At 63.2% G+C, this 18686-nt stretch carries 15 protein-coding genes; 7 read left to right on the forward strand and 8 right to left on the reverse strand.

All coding sequences use genetic code 11. The features are described 5' to 3' along the window. Positions 1–3 precede the first annotated feature (3 nt). Positions 4–1665 carry a sulfatase gene (locus HPO_RS05440; protein WP_035595555.1) on the forward strand — a complete coding sequence of 554 codons (1662 nt, stop codon included), beginning with the start codon at positions 4–6 and terminating at the stop codon, positions 1663–1665. Positions 1666–1672: 7 nt separating this feature from the next. On the opposite strand, the gene HPO_RS05445 is transcribed toward HPO_RS05440, so the two are convergent. The 4 genes from HPO_RS05445 to HPO_RS05460 are packed head-to-tail and all read right to left on the reverse strand — an operon-like array spanning position 1673 to position 4987. Continuing rightward, on the reverse strand, positions 1673–2548 hold the full coding sequence (locus tag HPO_RS05445) for an SUMF1/EgtB/PvdO family nonheme iron enzyme (protein WP_035595557.1): 876 nt from the start codon (positions 2546–2548) through the stop codon (positions 1673–1675). A gap of 9 nt (positions 2549–2557) precedes the next feature. Further along, positions 2558–3175: a TetR/AcrR family transcriptional regulator gene (locus tag HPO_RS05450; protein ID WP_035595560.1), complete on the reverse strand. Its 618-nt coding sequence runs from the start codon at positions 3173–3175 to the stop codon at positions 2558–2560. Positions 3176–3234: 59 nt separating this feature from the next. Then, complete coding sequence (locus HPO_RS05455) at positions 3235–3690, reverse strand: DUF1330 domain-containing protein (RefSeq protein ID WP_035595561.1); 456 nt, start codon at positions 3688–3690, stop codon at positions 3235–3237. Between the two features lie 28 nt (positions 3691–3718). Beyond that, on the reverse strand, positions 3719–4987 hold the full coding sequence (locus tag HPO_RS05460; protein WP_035595563.1) for a DsbA family protein: 1269 nt from the start codon (positions 4985–4987) through the stop codon (positions 3719–3721). A gap of 282 nt (positions 4988–5269) precedes the next feature. Here HPO_RS05460 and HPO_RS05465 point away from each other — a divergent pair, with 282 nt between their 5' ends. Continuing rightward, positions 5270–6187, forward strand: a complete 918-nt coding sequence (locus HPO_RS05465) for an ATP-grasp domain-containing protein (protein ID WP_035595566.1) — start codon at positions 5270–5272, stop codon at positions 6185–6187. Here HPO_RS05465 and HPO_RS05470 read toward each other — a convergent pair. Next, positions 6157–7797, reverse strand: a complete 1641-nt coding sequence (locus HPO_RS05470; protein ID WP_035595569.1) for an ATP-binding cassette domain-containing protein — start codon at positions 7795–7797, stop codon at positions 6157–6159. The two genes, HPO_RS05465 and HPO_RS05470, sit on opposite strands and share 31 nt — an antisense overlap. Next, on the reverse strand, positions 7794–9428 hold the full coding sequence (cydD, locus tag HPO_RS05475; RefSeq protein WP_051612325.1) for a thiol reductant ABC exporter subunit CydD: 1635 nt from the start codon (positions 9426–9428) through the stop codon (positions 7794–7796). The genes HPO_RS05470 and cydD overlap by 4 nt, the downstream gene beginning before the upstream one ends. Positions 9429–9588: 160 nt before the next feature. Between cydD and HPO_RS05480 the strand changes: the two genes are divergently transcribed. From HPO_RS05480 to HPO_RS19615, 5 genes are all read left to right on the forward strand, one after another. Beyond that, positions 9589–11169 carry a cytochrome ubiquinol oxidase subunit I gene (locus HPO_RS05480; RefSeq protein ID WP_035595571.1) on the forward strand — a complete coding sequence of 527 codons (1581 nt, stop codon included), beginning with the start codon at positions 9589–9591 and terminating at the stop codon, positions 11167–11169. 12 nt (positions 11170–11181) lie between these two features. Then, positions 11182–12324 carry a cytochrome d ubiquinol oxidase subunit II gene (gene cydB / locus HPO_RS05485; RefSeq protein WP_035595574.1) on the forward strand — a complete coding sequence of 381 codons (1143 nt, stop codon included), beginning with the start codon at positions 11182–11184 and terminating at the stop codon, positions 12322–12324. Between the two features lie 12 nt (positions 12325–12336). Next, positions 12337–12459: a cytochrome bd-I oxidase subunit CydX gene (cydX, locus tag HPO_RS05490; RefSeq protein WP_035595576.1), complete on the forward strand. Its 123-nt coding sequence runs from the start codon at positions 12337–12339 to the stop codon at positions 12457–12459. A gap of 117 nt (positions 12460–12576) precedes the next feature. Beyond that, a complete protein-coding gene (locus tag HPO_RS05495; protein WP_035595578.1) occupies positions 12577–13266 on the forward strand; it encodes a hypothetical protein in 690 nt (229 codons plus the stop codon). Positions 13267–13508: 242 nt separating this feature from the next. Further along, positions 13509–14297 carry a FadR/GntR family transcriptional regulator gene (locus HPO_RS19615; RefSeq protein ID WP_051612326.1) on the forward strand — a complete coding sequence of 263 codons (789 nt, stop codon included), beginning with the start codon at positions 13509–13511 and terminating at the stop codon, positions 14295–14297. A 5-nt stretch (positions 14298–14302) separates the two neighbouring features. Here HPO_RS19615 and dld read toward each other — a convergent pair whose 3' ends face one another. Both dld and HPO_RS05510 read right to left on the reverse strand, forming a co-directional pair. Then, the gene (gene dld / locus HPO_RS05505; RefSeq protein WP_035595580.1) at positions 14303–15991 is read right to left on the reverse strand and encodes a D-lactate dehydrogenase; all 1689 of its coding nucleotides are present in this window, start codon (positions 15989–15991) and stop codon (positions 14303–14305) included. Between the two features lie 178 nt (positions 15992–16169). Further along, positions 16170–18638, reverse strand: coding sequence for a TonB-dependent receptor domain-containing protein (locus HPO_RS05510; RefSeq protein WP_035595583.1), 2469 nt, complete (start codon positions 18636–18638; stop codon positions 16170–16172). Between the last annotated feature and the right edge of the window lie 48 nt (positions 18639–18686).

Below are 18686 nucleotides of genomic sequence, written 5' to 3' on the forward strand. Positions count from 1 at the left end.
TCCATGCTCCGCAAGATCCTTATTGCACTGGTCATACTGATCGCCGGCTTGGGCGCCTTGGCCTTCTTCAATCGCAAGGAAATCATCCTCCACCTCGTCACCCGCGCCGAGCGCCCGCCGATTGCCCCCAATCGGCCGGTCGAGTGGATGAAGGGCCCGGAAACGGCGGACACGACCGTTGCTGACCGCCCGCCCAACATCGTCTTCATCCTCGTCGACGATCTCGGCATCAATGACATCTCCACCTTTGGCGGCGGCGTCGCCGGCGGGCGTGTGCCCACGCCGAACATAGACCGTCTGGCCGCAGAAGGCGCCCTCTTCTCCACTGCCTATTCCGGCACCGGCACCTGCGCGCCCTCGCGCGCCATGCTGATGACGGGCCGCTATCCCACCCGCACAGGCTTTGAATACACACCGACTCCGCCCGGCATGTCCCGCATCGTGCCCATGTTCGCCAATGACATGCGCACAGGATTGCCGCCCACGGAGCATGTGAAGGAAAACGAAAAGATCATGCCCCCCTTCGCCGAGCAGGGCCTGCCGAGCGAAGAGATCACCATCGCCGAAGTGCTCAAACAGCGCGGCTATCACACCGTCCATATCGGCAAATGGCATCTGGGCAACGCCGCCCCTTTCCGCCCCAACGATCAGGGCTTTGACGAAAGCCTCGACATGGCGAGCGGCATGTTCCTCCCCCCCGGTGATCCGCGCGGTGTGGATGCAAGGCTGGATTTCGACCCCATCGACAAATTCCTCTGGGCACGTATGGATTTCGCCGCCAGCTATAATGGCAGCGACTGGTTCGAACCGGGCGGCTATCTCACCGATTACTGGACCGACGAATCCCTGAAAGTCATTGAAGCCAACCGCAACCGGCCCTTCTTCCTCTACCTTGCCCATTGGGGCGTCCACACGCCGCTCCAGGCCACCAAGGAAGACTATGAAGCCGTCGGTGATATCGAGCCCCACCACCTGCGCGTCTACGCCGCCATGCTGCGCGCCGTGGATCGCAGCGTCGGCCGCATCATGGAAAAGCTCGAGGAAGAAGGCCTCGCCGACAACACCATCATCGTCTTCTCAAGCGACAATGGCGGCGCCGGCTATATCGGCATTCCGGAGGTCAATGAGCCTTATCGGGGCTGGAAGATCACCCTGTTTGAAGGCGGCATTCGCGTGCCCCTCTTCATGAAATGGCCTGCCGCCATCCAGCCGGGCACAGTCGTCGATGAGCCCGTCGCCCATATCGACATGATGCCGACGCTCGCCGCGGTTGCGGGCGCGCCTCTCCCCGCCGGCGTTGAAATCGACGGGCAAAATCTCTTGCCCCTGGCAATGGGAGCCGATGGCTTCTCTCGCCCAGGCGACGCCATCTTCTGGTCCAGCGGCTACTACAAGGTGGTTCGCGCCGGAGGCTGGAAGCTTCAGGTCAATGGCCGCCAGAACAAGTCCTGGCTGTTCGATTTGAACAATGACCCTACCGAACAGACGAACCTCGCCGCTTCCGAGCCGAAAAAACTGGCAGAACTGCAAGCCCTGATCGATGCGCACTGGAAAGATGCGCGCCCGCCGCTCTATCCGTATACGATTGAAAGCCCGATCAAGATCGACCACACCCTGGCCGACGACTACGTCGAGGGCGAGGAATACATCTACTGGCCCAACTGAACCCTGCCTATTCGGCTTCCAGATCCTTCACGATCCGGAAGCCGATATGGTTTGAGGAGAAGTCCACCTCCTGCGGGTGGCGTGCGGCGGGTCGATACCGGCGGCAGAAATTATCGGCGCAAAGATAGCTGCCACCCTTGATCGTGTTGTTGCCGGGCGCAAACGGCGTATCCGTCCACTCCCACACATTCCCGATCATGTCGTAAAGGCCCAGCCTGTCCGCCGGGAAACAGCCCACCGGCGCAGCCCCTGCAAAACCGTCATCCCCGGTATTGGCGACCGGAAAAATGCCCTGCCATGTATTTGCGCGCGGCTTACCGTCATCGGTAAAAGCGCCGGAAGTGTCCCGCTCCGGGTCGGGCAGGCCGAGGCGCGCGGCATGCTCCCATTCCTCTTCGCTGGGGATACGCCCCCCTGCCCAGGCCGCATAAGCCATCGCATCCGCCAGCGACACATGGATCACCGGCCAGTTGCCCTTGCCTTCAATGTCTGTTCCCGGACCATCGGGCGCCTTCCAGCTTGCGCCGGAAATCAGATGCCAGCGCGCATTGCGAAATACCGCCGAGCCTGCCCCCGGCCGGTTCTCGATCAAGCCCCGCTCGGCATCGGTCACATAACCCGTCGCCGCCACAAAAGCCGCAAACTGATCATTCGTCACTTCATGCATCTGGATGCGGAAGCCGTCGACATGCAGTTCCATCTCTGGCCGCTCTTCCGGATAGATCGCGTCACGCCCCTTCTGCAGCACGCCGCCAGGCACGGTCACAAACTGTCCCACCGCACTAGCTTCAAGCCCGCAGCTTCCCGCAGCCGGATCATCCGAAGGTGAAGCCCCACAAGCTGCCAGCGCGCACAGCGTCAGAAGGGCAAGGCGGGCGCGCATGGGATCAGATCAGACAGACGCCAGCAGCGCTTCAACCAGCTTGCGCACCGCTGCCCGCGCTTCCTCAACCGAAAGCCCGCGATCCTGACGCAGCCGCCGCCAGGTATCAAAGCCCAGAACGCTGTCGAACGCGGCCTCAAGCACCACATTCGAGCGTATCTCCTCCGGCAGCACCGAATCGAGGATCGACCGTTCCATCGCCACGAAATCCTGATGCCCCTGCATCAGATAGGCGGAGCGGAACCGCCGGATGCTGCCGCACACGCGGTAGGGCATGATCCGCTCGAACACTTCAGACCGGCGATCGACAAGTTCCAGTACCGTGTCGCGCCAGTTGGTGCTGCTGAACGGCGCCTTGACGATCGGCATCACCTCCTCTTTCACCCGGCGGTTCATCTCCTGGTAGAGGCCATCGACTTCTTCGAAGTGCCGGAACACCGTGCGCAGGCTGACATTTGCCACCTCTGCGATCCGCGCGGCGCCAGGATCAAGCTCGCCCTGGGCCACAAGCTCGAACATCGCTTCGATGATCTGCTCCCGGCTGCGCTCGGAGCGGCGTTTGCGGCCGTCTTCGCTTTCGGTTGCCGCGTCCACGAGTTCGGGCTCATTTTCGAGAAGGTCTGCCATTCCGCTTCCTTGCTAGGCCAGTTTTCTGGCGCTTTAATAGCGGTTAAGTCCGCGCCTGCCTATGCCTTGATGCCCATTTGTGACAGCATGACCTCCTTCATGCTCTCCTGAAGCACCGTTTCAATGTTCAACTGCCCTTTGAGGCCAGCGGTGCGGTGGACAGCCGCCGCCTGCCACTCGGTCGACATCGACATGCGTACCATATCGGCACGTTTGGGATACATGGCGATGGCCACCTCATCCCAAAGCTCCTCAGCCTTGCCCAGCGACAGGAAAGTCACGTCTGCGGCGAAGATCGCCTTGCCGCCAAACTTGGGCAGAATCTCGGTCACCGCCCGCCCATAGATCATGTAAGCATCTCGCCCGGAAAGGTCGCTCGCGCGCCCATCCTCATACTCGGCCTTCTCCTTGAACTTCAGGAGATTGACCATGAAGATCGGCCCATCCGGCCCCGGCTTCATCAGCTCCTGAACTACTGCGGGATCTGTCGGAAACACTTCATTGGTAACCTGCATTCATTCCTCCCTGTACGGATTTTCCTGTTTATTTCGCCAGCGCGTCTTCAATGATCCACATACGGTCCTGCCCCCAGGTGGCAACATCGCCCACCCGGAAACTCGGCACACCCCAGATGCCCAGGCCCATCATCTCCGCCCGGTTGGCCTCTGCCTCCGCGCGCCAATGGTCCCCGCCGATCAGGGCGCGTGCCTTACCCCAGTCCAGCCCCGCACGTTCAACAATCTGCCGCAGGCCGGCATCGCTTCCCGCATCAATCCCTTCAGCCCACACGCCTTTCAGGAATGATTGGCAATATTCAAACCCCACACCCGCCTCCATCGCCATCGGCAGGATGGCGTAGCCCCGCTCCACAGGCGTGCCGACCGGATCAGCAATCTTGCCGAACGGAATGCCCATCCGGCGCGCTTCCCGCGCCACATCCTTGGTGATGTACATGCCCTTCATCCGCGGCACCGGCAGGCCCCGCATCACCATCGGCAGCACAAAGCGCAGCTTCAGCTCTGCCCCATAGGCCTCCGCCAGCGCCCGGATGCGCTCGGCCGCAATGTAGGTGTAGGGACTGCGAAAGGAGAGATAGAAGTGAACCTCTTTGGCCGCCCCGCCAGGATTTGCGTCCGCCTGCGGACTATCAGGCTGAACAAACAGAAATGCTTCCGGCGCCCCCGCCTTCTTCGCGCCCAGCTCCCGCAGGCGCCGCTCCAGATAGTGCAGCCGGTCGACACCCCAATACCATTCACCCTCATAATGGAGCATCCCGCCCAGATAATGCCCCAGCGCCTCGCGCCGGGCCCCGCCCTCGGCCAGCACCGCCGCTGCTGTCTCGCCACCGGGAGGTAGCGGCGCGCCAGCCCACAGCGCCTCGCTGATCTCCAGCGCCCGCACGGCAAAGCCCGGCGCATCGAGGATGCCTGCCAGCGCCGCTTCGGCCTGCGCCAGCCGCGCAGCTGAAGGCTGCGCCCCCGGATCGGTAAAGCGCAGGCCCGCCTTTGCTGCCAGCCGCCCGGCATCTTCGCGTGAATAGTCCTCCAGCTTCGTCCGCTCCGGCGCGGCCCAATCGGGCGGCGGCGGCGCCAGCCTCGGCTTCACCTGGATTTCATAGCGCGCAGCCAGCAGCGGCAGAACTTGCAGCATCAGATGCGAATAGGGGTCACCCGCGACATGGAAATACTCTGCCTGATGCATCCGCCCGTCCCTCTGCCTCTTGCGCTCGGCGGCGGCGCGCAGCTTTGACTGGCGCGCCTCCCCTGTCACATATTGCGTCACCTGCGAGACCAGCTGCGTTTTCAATGACATTCTGGCCTCCCCCGGCGATGCCGCATGCCCCATACCGGCACGCGGCCAGGGCGGTTGTTATTCCGGAAACGGTATCTATTGACACTCGTGGTGTCAATTGGCCTGCCCGCGCCCACCCGCCGCCGATTTTCCGTTAATTTTCGGCCCCGGAAAATTCACCAATGGCACGAAGATCGCCTGCCCAGGCTCGCGTTTCTGGCGCCGGACTTGCAACGCCAGGGCAGAAATCCTGCCGGTGCGCCCACCGGCCCTGCTGTATGTGAATGCTGGAAAGGACACGCCGTGCGTAATCAGATTGTGCCTCGCCTCAGCGGAGCCGCGCCCCGGCCGCTGCGCCACACGCTCGACCGGATCGCGATCCTCAACAATTCCGGCCATGCGCCCGGCCATCGCACACACCTCACAGACCTTCTGGCCGAACATTGGCGCGCCAGCGGTGTCGAAGTGATCGAGCTTTCGGGCACGCGCGGCTTCGTGGAGGCAGATCTCCTTTTTCTCAATCTCAGCCGGCCGGTCGTGCCGGAAGAGTACAACCGTTTTGCCGCGCAATACCCGGTCACCTTCAATGCCGGCGCGGGCGACCTGCGCAAGCATCGTTATTCCAGCGGCCTTCTGCAGGCAGGCGCCGCTTACAAGGGCGCTGTCATCGTCAAGTCAGACCAGGGCTATATCGGCCCGTCCACGTCCGAGCGCGCCAGCCTCCTGCGCCGCCTCACCGGCCTCACCCGCACCGCTGCCCCGCGTGAAGCCTTCGCCAACGACAATTATCGCATTTACCCCTCCATCAACGATGTTCCGGCCGAAAAGTTCGTCCCCGGATATATCGTCCAGAAATTCCTGCCGGAAGAAAACGCCGGTCGCTACGTCCTGCGCCAGTATCATTTCCTCGGCGACCAGCATTTCCTCAGCCTACAGACTTCCGGCGCCGCCATCATCCGCACATCCGTTCCGCAAAGCCTCGAAGAATGGACCCCGCCGCAAGAACTTCTCGACCTGCGCGCGCGTCTCGGGCTCGACTATGGCCGCATCGATTTTGTCGAGGCCGAGGGCAAGCCCTTCGTCATCAGCGTCGCCCGCTCGCCCGCCTTGCCGGTCAGTAAGGAACCCGGCTTCGTCCCACCCGCCTATTTCCGCCTCGCCGAAGCCTTCGCTGACGCCATGGTCGACATCTACAGCACCACGGAAAAAGCCGTCTTCTGAGGCCAGCCCCGGCCGTCGGCTTTGTGCTGCAGAATGAGGATTGCCCGCTGCCCGCCTGCCAGCCAGTCTGACAGGCGCGCCGCCAGCCGGTCTGCCAGCGCCTTGTCCAGTCCAGCAAAAGGCTCGTCCAGGATCAGCAGTTCCGGCCCTGCCAGCAGCGCCCGCGCAAGCCCCAGCCGCCGCAGCTCGCCGCCCGAAAACCCTGCCCCGCCCTCGCCGATCAGGCTCTCCAGCCCCTCGGCCCGCGCAAATACAAATTCATCGGCCAACGCCGCTTCCAGCGCCGCGCGCATCTCCGCCTCGCTCGCCTCCGGCTTTGCCAGCCTCAACTGATCGGCCACCGTGCCCGGCAGGAAGGCCGGCATCTGCGGGCTCATGGAAATCCGCTCCAGCACCGAAGCAATCCGTACACCGCACGCGTCCACCCCGCCATAGCTCAGCATATCCGGTGCCACCGGATGCAGCCGCATCAGCGCCTCCGCCAGAGTAGACTTTCCCACGCCCGACGACCCGGCCAGCTGGGTCACGCTGCCTGCTTCAATGCGGAAACTCACCACCGGCGTCTGCGGCGCGCCCGGCGCGGCGGATACCGTCAGCCCACGCACTTCCAGTGGAAACACGCTGTCAATCGCCTGCGCCGTCTCGGGCGCCGCGTCCCACGCCGCTGCCCCGCCTTCCAGCCGGTCTGCCAGCCGGTCAGATGCTGCCTTAGTTTTCGGCGCGGCCTCCATCACCTTCAGCATGGCTGACGCGGCTTCAAACGCCGCCATCAGCGCCAGCGCCGCCCCGGCCGCCATAGGCAGGTCGCCCTGCGTCACGGCGGCCCGCCACAGAGCCAGCACGCCCATCCCCACGCCCACGGCGCTGAGAATGGCCGAAAGCCCCCGGAAAGGCCGCTCCAGCGCCTCGCTCTCTTTCTGCCAGTGCGCCAGGGTCGCTTCAGCCTCCCCGGCATAGCGCCTCAGCGCGCCATACACGTCCAGCTCCGTTGCATTCTCGATCAGGCGCGCCACGTCCCCGCGCGCGGCGTCCGCCTGAAGGCTCAGAACGGCCGCGCGCCGCTGCGCCGCCTGCACGGCCAGGAAGGGCAACGCCCCTGCCGCCAGGGCTGCGGCCAGCACCGCCAGAACAAACAGCACCACATCGCTCGCCAGCGCCAGGCCCAGCGCGACCACGAAGCCGGAAATCACCCCGATCCCCGGCAGCACCACTTTCAGGAACGCGCCCTCGGCTGCGTCCATGTCATCCACCAGCGCCGTCAGGTCTGCTGATGCCATCGGTGACAGCCCTCTGCGGCTGCGGGCCCCGGCCTCGAAGACGCGCGGGCGCAGCCGCGCTGACAGGCTGAGGATCGCGTCATGCCCGGTCAGTTGCTCGCCATATCGTCCCAGCACCCGGGTGAAGGCGGCCCCGCGCACACCCGCGCTCGGAAACAGGTGGTTGAAGCTGTGCCCCGCCCCCGCCACGCCGGCCAGCGCGCCGGCAACCAGGAACCAGCCCGACAGCCCCATCAGCACCACGCCGGCGATCGCGGCGACCGCCGCCAGCCCCATCGCCAGCCCGAACTGAAGACGCCCCGGCGCTCCAAGCGCTGACCAGAGCTTCATCATGGCGCCGCCTCCTGCCGATGGGCGGTCAGATCGACCACGTGGTCACACGCTGCGCGCAGATTGTCCGAATGTGTCCCCAGAATGACCGTCCTTGTCCGGGAAATGTCCCGAAGTGTCCGGATGAAGTCCTCTTCTGCCGCCTCATCAAGGTGCGCGGTCGGCTCATCCAGCAGCAGAAGGCCAGATCCTCGCAGGATCACTCTCGCCAGCCCGATCCTCTGCCGCTGTCCACCCGAAAGCCCGCTGCCGCCCCGCCCCAGCTGCCGCGGCAGCAGCGCATCTGCCTCTCCGGCTTCCGCCAGGCCCACCGCCACCAGCGCCGCGCGCAGGTCAGCGTCCCCTGCCTCCGGCGCCGCCAGCCGCAGATTGTCGGCAACACTGCCCTCAATCATCCAAGGCGTCTGGCTGATCCAGGTCGCGCTTTCGGCCAGGCTCGCCCCCGGCGCCAGCACTGCGCCATCCACCCGCACTGCGCCGCCGGTCACACCGCCTTGCCCCACCAGCAGTTTCAGCAGCGTCGTCTTGCCTGCGCCCGAGGGCCCAGTCAGCGCCACCATCTCCCCGGGCCGGGCCGTAAAATTCACGCCCTCCAGCCGCGCGCCATTGCCGAACGCCACCGCCACATCCTGAAACGCAATCTCCGGCGCCGCCCGGAGTGCGGGTAACCGCTCCGGCAGAGGCCGCGCCGCCGCCGCCTCCAGCCAGTCATCCAGAAACCCTGCCGCAGCCGTCCCGTCTGCCCGGTCATGGTGCAATGCCGACAGCTTGCGGATCGGGGCAAAGAATTCCGGCACCAGGATCAGGATCGTCATCCCTTCCGCCAGCGTCAGCGTCTCGCCGGTCGCAAACGGAAACACGCCGAGCAGCTTGAACCCCACATACACCGCCACCATCGCTACAGAGATCGAGGCAAAGAACTCCAGCACCGCTGTAGAGAGGAACGCCACCCGCAACACCTTCATCGTCCGGCCACGGAGGTCTGAGGAGGCTTCCGCCAGCGCCGCCGTTTCCCGCGTCACGGCCCGGAACGCCCGGATAATGCCCGCCTGCGCCGCCCGCGCCTGGAATGCGCCCGACAGCTGATCCAGCGATGTCTGCTGCGCCCGCGCCACCGCCGTCACCTCGCTCAGCGTCAGCCAGATGAACGCCGGCAACACCAGCACCGACACCAGCAACAGCGCCGCCGCCAGCCAGCTCTGCGTCGCCACCGCCACCAGCACGATCACCGGCCCGGCAAGTGCCATCCGCTGCCCCGGCACCCAGCGTGCGGCGTACCCGGCCAGCTTCCCTGTACGATCTATCACCTGTGACGTGCGCATGCCCGCCCCGGCGCCTTCCAGCATTCCGGCCCCGCGGGCTTTCAGTGTCTCGAATATCTCGCCGCGCGCTGCTGCCACGGTCACCAGCCCTGCGCGTGCCGCAGCGCCGTCATGCAACCATCCGGCAAGCGCGCGCACCATGGCGCACCCTGCGGCCAGAACCAGCAGCCCCCCAGCTGGCTCCCCATCGGACAAATTGTCCACCCCGTAGCCGATGCCGAACGCAATCCCCACCCAGGCCAGAAGCCCGAACATCTGCAGCAGGAATGCCTGCCCCGACGCCGCTTTTGCCGCGCCGCTCCAGCGCTTCAAGCGCGTCCTTTTCTGCAGTCCTGACGATGCCATGTACGTAGTTTTACTGTGGACGCTCCAAGTGACGCATGCGACTTATCGCGGCGTGACTTCACCCACGGATTACTTTAGAGATTCGTGAAATACGCAGCATGGAGCTGCCTCACAACGGAGCTGGGAAATGCCCGATCTCCTCGTAGCAGACCTGTCGCGCTGGCAGTTCGCTCTCACCGCAATGTACCACTTCCTCTTCGTGCCGCTCACGCTCGGCCTCTCGATGATCCTGGTGATCATGGAAGGCGCGTATGTGATGACCGGCAAGGAAGTCTGGAAGCGTATCACCAAATTCTGGGGAACGCTGTTCGGCATCAATTTCGTGCTCGGCGTCGCCACCGGTATCACGATGGAGTTCCAGTTCGGCATGAACTGGTCCTACTATTCCCATTATGTTGGCGACATTTTCGGCGCGCCCCTCGCCATCGAAGGCCTGATGGCCTTCTTCCTTGAAGCCACGCTCGTCGGCCTCATGTTCTTCGGCTGGGACAAGCTTTCCCGCCCGGTTCACTGGCTCGTTACCTTCCTAGTAGCGCTGGGGTCGAACCTCTCGGCGCTCTGGATTCTCGTCGCCAATGGCTGGATGCAGAACCCCGTCGGCTCGGAGTTCAATCCCGAGACGATGCGGATGGAAATCACCAACTTCATGGAAGTGATCTTCAACCCCGTCGCCCAGGCCAAATTCGTCCACACTGTCAGCGCCGGCTATGTCACCGCCTCGGTCTTCGTGCTCGGCGTTTCGGCCTGGTATGTCCTGAAGGGGCGCCATCTTGGCCTCGCCAAGCGCTCCATGGCGGTTGCCGCCAGCTTCGGCCTTCTCTCTGCCTTCTCGGTCGTCGTCCTCGGCGATGAAAGCGGCTACGCGCTCACCGATAACCAGAAGATGAAGCTCGCCGCGCTCGAAGCCATGTGGCACACGGAGGAAGCGCCCGCGCCCCTGACGCTGATCGGCATTCCGGACCAGAGAACCCACGAAACCCACTTCGAAGTGAAGTTCCCGTGGATCCTCGGCCTGATCTCCACCCGCTCGCTGGACGGTGAAGTCGAAGGCATCCTGCCGCTCGTCGCTATCGCCGAAAGCCGCATCGAGAATGGTCTCCACGTCTATGAAGCCGTGCAGCACCTCAACGACAATCCGGAGGATGCCGCCGCCCGTGAAATCTTCGAGCAGACCAAGCAGGATCTCGGCTACGCCCTCCTCCTGCTGCGCTATGTCGATGATCCGCTGACGGCAGACAAGGAAACCATCACCAAGGCCTCCTTCGACACGGTGCCGAACGTGATGATGGCCTTCTTCTCCTTCCGTATCATGGCAGGGCTGGGCTTCCTCTTCATCGGCATCTTCTCGCTCGCCTTCTTCTTTGTCAGCATGAAACGCAAGGTGCCCAGATGGTTCCTGCGGGTGGCGATCCTGGCGATCCCACTGCCTTGGATCGCGGCAGAACTCGGCTGGGTCCTCGCCGAAGTTGGCCGCCAGCCCTGGGTGATCGACGGCGTGCTGCCCACCTTCCTGGGGGTCTCCAGCCTGTCGGCTTCGCAGGTCATCATGACGATGGTGGGCTTCACCCTCCTCTACGGCACACTCGCCGTGATCGAGATCAGCCTCATGCTCCGCGCCATCAAGGCCGGGCCTGGCGGGCGGATCCTTCCCGAGGGTGTGACCAGCGAAGGCCCCACCGGCGGGCGCTCTGTCCAGTTTGACGTCTGAGGGAGAACAACAATGGATATCCCACTCGACTATGCCACTTTGAAAGTCATCTGGTGGGCGCTCGTCGGCATCCTCCTGATCGGCTACGCCCTGACCGACGGGTACGACCTGGGCGTCGCCACCCTGCTGCCCTTCGTCGGCAAGACGGATGCGGAACGCCGCCTCGTGATCAACTCCATCGGCCCGATGTGGGAAGGTCACCAGGTCTGGCTGATCACTGGCGGCGGCGCGCTCTTCGCCGCCTGGCCCTTTGTCTATGCGGTCAGCTTTTCGGGCTTTTACCTGGCAATGTTTGTGGTGCTTGCCGCGCTCATCCTGCGTCCGGTCGGCTTCAAATACCGCTCCAAACGCGCCAGCAAGGAATGGCGGCGCAACTGGGACTGGGCGCTCTTCATCGGCGGCTTCGTCCCGGCACTGATCTTCGGTGTTGCGCTCGGAAATGTCCTTCAGGGCGTCCCGTTCGACATCGACCGCACCATGCGCGCCACTTATGACGGCGGCCTCTTCGGCCTGCTCAACCCCTTCGCCCTGCTGGCAGGTCTCGCCTCGGTCGCCATGCTGGTGGTGCACGGCGCGTCCTGGCTGGTGGTGAAGCTCGAGCATGGCCCGGTGATGGACCGCGCGGTAAAATATGGCCGCATCGCCGCCCTCGCCGTCATTGTCTTCTATGCGCTCGCCGGCATCTGGCTGTGGCAGTCGGGCATGGGCTACCGTATCGTGTCGGATATCGATCCCCACGGCCAGGCAAACCCGCTGCGCAAGGAAGTCCTCGTTGAGGCAGGCGCTTGGATGGGCAATTACGGAAGGTATCCCTTCCTCATCCTCGCCCCGCTCGCGGGCTTTGGCGGCAGCCTGCTCGCCTTCTGGGCGCTGGGCCGGAAGTCGCCGCTGGCGATGGCGGGCTCGGGCCTTGCCGCAACCGGCATTATTGCCTCTGTCGGCGCCTCGATGTTCCCTTTCATCCTGCCCAGCAGCGTGAATCCCACCGCCAGCCTCACCGTCTGGGACAGCTCCTCGAGCCATGTCACGCTGTTCATCATGCTGATCGCCACGGCGATCTTCCTGCCCATCGTGCTGGCTTACACGGCTTGGGTCTTCAAGGTGCTCTGGGGACGGCTGACCATCGAAGAAGCCACCAGCGAAGGCAAATACTGAGGAGTTTGAACAATGTGGTATTTCACCTGGATTCTCGGCCTCGGCTTCGCGCTGACCTTCGGCATCCTCAATGCGCTCTGGAACGAATTCTCCATGAGTGAGGCGGGCGAAAACGACCTGGAAATCGACCGCTGACAGAAATTTCCGCGGATAGGCGCCCTGCCTGTCCACGGGGCTTCTGCCTGCTTCCATCGGAACGGCAAATCAGGCCTCCTTATCCGCCTGCCTTCCGTAGCGGGCAGACTTTGCGGCATGATCACCAGCCGCCCTTCCTCTGCGCCCCGGCGCCCCCGCCCACCCGGCAAGGCCGTGTGGGTCGCAGCGCGCATGGTGCTCCTTATGCTGATGGCAACGGCGGCCTGGGCGCGGCAGATGGCGCCGGGCAAAACCCGTAACGGCGTCCTGCGTTTTGCCGCCGCGCGCACGCGCTGGCTGGAACATATCTTCCGCTGCCTGCTGATCGTGCTGCGCGCCCGCCCGGCGGCGGCCAAACCCGTCCCCTTTGTGGTAAGCCGCCCGCTAGCCCCCAGCGGCCGCACGCGCCGTCCGCGCCGCGCCTCAAAACAGCTTTCGCTCAGCCTCTGGAGCCTCGCCCGGGGCTTTGAGCAGGCCGGCAAGGCCGATCCCCTGCTGGAAGACTGGAAGGCACGCCAGGCTCGCGCGCGCCCTGCGGCGCGCCCCCTTCTGCCGCGTCCCGGCCCCGCCCTATGTCCGGCTGATCCCGCCGCCCTGCTCGAAGCGCGCCTCGCCGCGCTCAAGGCCGTGCTGGATGATCCTCACCCCCATGCCGCCCGTATGGCGGCCATTCTGAAGGCGGCCGGCCTCTGCGCGCGCCGCCTCAAGCCCGTCATCCCGAATGGCGAAATCTGGGCGTTCTTCAATCACACTTCTGCCCACGCGCCCGCCGCTCCGTCTTCGGGCCTGCGCGCGGATACATCCTGACGCCGCTGCAGCAAATCCGCAGTCAGTTGCATTTGCCGGCCACGCCACTCGCGTGTTCCGGGCAAAGCTGCTGGCCGCAACGCCCTTCCACCTTCCCTTGCGCCACCTCCGGCTAAACTCACAGAGGAGTTGACTGGATTAACCATCGCAGCGAAAGGACACCGCCAGAACCAAGGGGCGCGCTGTCTCTGCCGGAAAGCCCGGCAAAAGAGGCTGCACGGGTTAGAAAGTCTGGACGGGGAATGAACACCAAACAGTTAGCAAATGGCCCGGCGGAAACTCCGCAGGCCACTCAGCCGCAAGCGGTCCGGAAGCCGCGCGAAAAGGGCGCCCTGAAGGTTGCCCGCGAAATCGTCCGCCATATCCATGAGGAGCGTATCGCCGCTGGGCAGAAATACCTCTCGGAAGCCGAAGCGCTGGAGAAATACCGTGTCGCCCGCGGCACGCTGCGCGAAGCGCTCCGTTATCTTCAGATCCAGGGGGTTCTGGAAATCCGCACAGGCCCCAATGGCGGCCACTTTGTCGCCTTTCCTCATTGGGAAAGCCTCGCTTCCACGATGGCGCTGCTGCTGCAGTTTTCCGATGCCACCATCGAGTCGTTGATCGAGGCCCGGATCGCCATCGAGCCCGGCATGGCCGCCCTCGCCGCTCAGCGCGCCACCCCGCAGGACATCGCAGAGATGAATGCCCTGCTCGATGAGCTCAGAGCCAATCTTGGTGACTATGATGCCTATTACGGGCTCTATCTGGAGTTCTGGGAGCAGATGACGCTTTCCGCCCGCAACCCGTTGTTCCTGTTCCTGTTGCCCGCTTTGCGCCGCATCACCTGGACGGCCGGCATCCGCCCGAACGAAGCCCAGCGCGAAGCTGCGCTTGATGGCCTCTGCCTCATCCGGGATGCCATCGCAGCGGGCGATGAAGGGCTCGCCGCCAAAACCTTGCGCAGCCTGGAAAGGCTATACCTCACTACGATGCGCGCGGAATATCCCCGCGAAATCGCACGGCCCATCCTCTGGCACGAGCATCGCTGAAGGCCTCAGCGCCAGTTCTTGAGCCGGGATGTCTTGCCGATGCCGGGATTGAGCGAGTTGGTGGGATCCAGGTCGCGGTAAAACTCTGCCAGCGCGGGTTTGGCTTCGTAGAGATGCCCCACATTATGCTCCGCCGGGCATTCGGCCCCGCGTGAGGTGTAATGGCGCAACATCCCGCGCTTGAAGACTTCGGCATCTGCGTCCTTCTTCAGGATGAAATCCTGATGGAACACATGGCAGAAATAATGTCCGTAAACGAGGGTGCGGTCCACCATCTCCCGAAGGTGGTCGGGCAATACATACCACCAAACCTTGTCGTTCCGGCGTAGCGCCACATCCAGCGCAACCAGTCCGCCAGCGGAGCTTCCACGCAGCAGGGCATAACGGATGGCCGCGCCCGCCGCCACGAAGCGGTGCAGGAAAACCTTCCGCCCCTCGCGCGGGCTGCATTCATTCACCTCGCCCCTTTCTGCGGGTAGTCTGGCAGCCAGAAGCTCGCGGACGGCATCCGCCTGCTCCCCATCCACCCGGATCAGTAGATGATGCTCATAGCGCGCGCCCATCTGGCGAAACCGGTCCGGCAGATGCTGCGGCGCCAGCCGGCTCAGCCATTGCAGCGTCCGGTCGCTGACATGCAATCCGCCAAACCCCATCCGCACCGCCAGCCCGTCCACCGCTGCCTTCAGCCGGAAAAGCATCGGCAAACGGTCAACGCCCAGCATCCGCACCGCCAGGAATGTATCCTTCCCATAGCGCTCTGCCATACGGAACACATCGCGGTGCATGTATTCTGCCGCAATCGGAACCAGCGCCGCATCCTTCAGCATCCGCCGGCGAATATCGCTCAACACCGTCGGATCGTCCGTCGCCAGATGGAATGCCCTGCAGTCCACCGGCTTGGGAAATGTATCCAGCCGCACGGCAAACACCACGACCCTGCCCGCGCTTCCGCTTACGCCCTTGAGGAAGCGCGGATCGGCGTTGTACCGCGCAGGGCTGGCAGCATCCACTTCGCGCACATGGTCCACATAAGCCTTTGCCGAACAGGCGCGCTCATGCATATCACTCAGCACACGCGCAAAATTTCCGCGCTCCAGATTCTCCAGCTGTTTCTCCGGGTCCCGGCCCAGTTCGATACCGAGTTCGTTTACCAGCCGCAGGTCGCCTGTCTCGTCAACCCGCGCATAGATTGCTGCCTCGGTATAGGCAGGCCCCCGCCGCACCAAAGCCCCGCCGGAACTGTTGCAAACTCCGCCCTGCACCGATGCGCCCAGGCAGGATGATCCGATCTCGGAATGTGGCTCCCGGTTAAGCGGTCTGAGTTCCCGCTCCAGTTCGAACAGCGTCGCGCCCGGAAGGCAGACAACCTGCGCCCCGGCATTGAGCATATGGATGCCCTTCAGCCGCATCGTGTTGATCACCACCACGCCGCGGTCATACACGCCGTCGGGCGTAGACCCGCCCGTCAGCCCTGTATTGGCGGCCTGCATGATGATGATCCGGCCTGCCCTTACGCAGGCCCGCGCTATGCGCCAGAGATCAACCAATGATCCGGGCAGCACGACCGCAACCGCCCGCCCCTCTCCATGCCGGTATCCCGTCACGAACCGCCGAATTCCCTGAGCGCCGGTATGCACATGCCCGGCACCAGCAATCGTCTTCAAATCTCGAATCAGGGCGGCATCTGAAATCATGCCGATTTGTTATCATCAATAATTGTACAGGCATCCACGAGACTGCAAAACTGCCAGTGCAATGACGCCGGATCAGCAGAATTCCCCAGAAAAACAACAGGCACCCGCGATGTACGGGTGCCTGCCGGGAATTCCGGAATGATGATGCTGAAGAAAGCGAAGCGCTTTTCCGCCCCCCTCAGAAGCTGAGATTGACGCTCACCCAGAAACTGCGGGCCTTGTCCTTGTTATTGTAGTCGTCCTCGGTCGAAAGGCTCCAGCTGCCATCGCCATTGTCGGTGAAGCTATACTGATACGAGGTGAAATCCTCATCCAGCAGATTGTTGACACGCCCACTCACCGTGACCCGATCATTAAGACGATACTGCGCGCCCAGATTATAGACGACATAATCCTTGTAGTAGAGATGCTCGCCGGTAACGCTGCTGACGCCGCGATACCGTTTGGAGCGCAGCTCCGAGGAAAGCTGTGTACTGAACTTGTCGGTAACGCTCCAGTCCAGTGTGGCGTTGGCCATATGCTTGGCCGTGTTGGTCAGCGGTTGGCCGGCATTGGCGCCGCTTTTCTGCTCACTGTCGGTATAGGTGTAGTTGCCGCGTAGGCTCAGGCTGTCGAAGATCATGTACCGGCCGGCGATCTCCGCCCCTTCGATCACCACCTTGTCGATGTTCACCGTCTTGCTGCTGTTGGCATAGCCGATATCGGCATAGTCGCCCGCGCTGACACAGCTGAGCGCAAGGCTGCCACCGCAGGGCTGGGAAGCGATCTTGTCCTCGAACTCATTGCGGAAGATCGTCGCGTTGAAATTGTGACCGCCAGAATGCTGCCAGTAGACAGCCAGTTCGGTGCTGGTGCTTGTTTCCGGCTTCAGGTCCGGGTTGCCAAACATCGGTGAAGTGCCCTGCCCGCCGAAGCCGACGACACCGGCATAAAGCTGGGTCGTTTTCGGCGTTTTGAAACCCGTGCTCACACCGCCCTTCACCGTCAGGCTGGGGGAGACAGTGTAAACGCCGTAGAGGCGCGGGCTGACATGATCGCCGAACACCTCATGATCGTCATAGCGCACGCCGCCCGTGATCGCGAAGGGAGCAATCGGGGTCCAGGTGTCCTCGACGAAGAGGGAATACATATTGTGCTCCTGAGCAGCGCCCGAGCGGCCCTCCTCAAGGCCGAACACGCCATCTGTCAGTTCACCCTGGATCACCTGGGTGCCAACGACGACGATATGCTCCCCGGCATACTGGAACGGCATGTCGAGCTTGGCATCAAACGTGTACTGCGAGCTTTCCAGCGTCCGTTTCGAGCGCGGCAGGTTGGCGAGAAGCGCCGTATATTGATCTGCCGTCAGATTAGCCTGCATGAAAGCGAGTTTGGCTTCTTCAGACTGGTTGTTCCAGGCGTTGACATTGGCAAAGCCCGTGCCTGCGGTCGGGCAGAAACCATTGCCATTCACTGTGCCGCCGGCATTGGCGCAGGCCACGTTCCACAGGCCCTGCAGCGCCTGGCGCTCATCCACGCTGAAAGGCAGTGTACGGCCATTATTGTTCGTTTCGATATAGGCGAGCGAAACAAAGCTCTTGCCGAAACCCCAGCTGCCATTGTGCGTCAGAGCCCAGCTGTCGCGGGTAAACTCCTGCGTTTCGGAATAGCCTGCGCGCGGCTCAATCCGGCCGGTGCTGCCGATCCGGAGCATGGCGCCGTAATCATCCACAGTGCCGAGCGGGTATTCGAGAGCGCCCGAAGAAGTCACGGTGGGCGTGTTGTCATAGTCCTGCTTGGAGCCGTCAAAATCGAAGCTGAGGGTCTGGTTTTCAGCAATCAGCCAATCAAGCGTGAAGCCATAGCTGATATTGGTGTTGTCCACGGTCTTGCCGCCGCCGCCGAAACCGAGGGATCGGGTCTGCACCACTCCGGCGGGGTCGGTCACGGGTGCGTATTCCGGATTGGAGGCTTCCCGGTCATACCAGCTGCCCCGGCCGCTGAGGTTGAGCTTGCCAGGAACAAGCGGGCCAGAGACGAAAAGGTCGGCCGTCGTGTCATCGCCGAAATCGTCGTTCGACTGAAAACTGCGCCCCACCGTGGCCGAGCCGCTCCAGCGATCGAGCGTTTTCTTGGTGATGATGTTGATCACCCCGCCGAGGGCATCAGACCCATAAAGCGTGGACGCCGGACCGCGGATCACTTCGATCCGCTCAATCGTGTCGAGAGGCGGGATATGGTTGAACTGGTTACCGCTAAAGCTGTTTGGATAGATATCGCCATGATTGTTCTGGCGTTTGCCGTCAATCAGGACCAGGGTGTAGTCAGATCCCATACCCCGCATACTGATGGTTTTCTGTCCGGTCTTGTCGGAGGTTTCGCCAACATCCACCCCTTCCAGATCGCGGACCGCGTCGATCAGCGTCATATAGGGACGTTCTTTGAGTTCCTCGTCGGTGACGATGCTGATGCTGGCCGGAGCGTCGACGAGCTTCTGTTCGAAACCGGTCGCGGTAACAACGATTTCATTGAGGCGCATCAGGCGTTCGGCGCCTGCATCATCTTCGCCGGCCGCAACTTCTGTTTGGGCAATGGCAGTCTGGCCAGAGAGAACGGCAGCGAGGATAGCGCCGCTGAGAACGGCTTTCCGGGCGAGATAGGATTTCATGGCAGACCCCTGCAATTGAGAATTAGTCTCAATCTCCCTATAGGGGCG

It is taken from the genome of Hyphomonas polymorpha PS728 (genome assembly GCF_000685315.1).
Lineage (GTDB): Bacteria > Pseudomonadota > Alphaproteobacteria > Caulobacterales > Hyphomonadaceae > Hyphomonas > Hyphomonas polymorpha.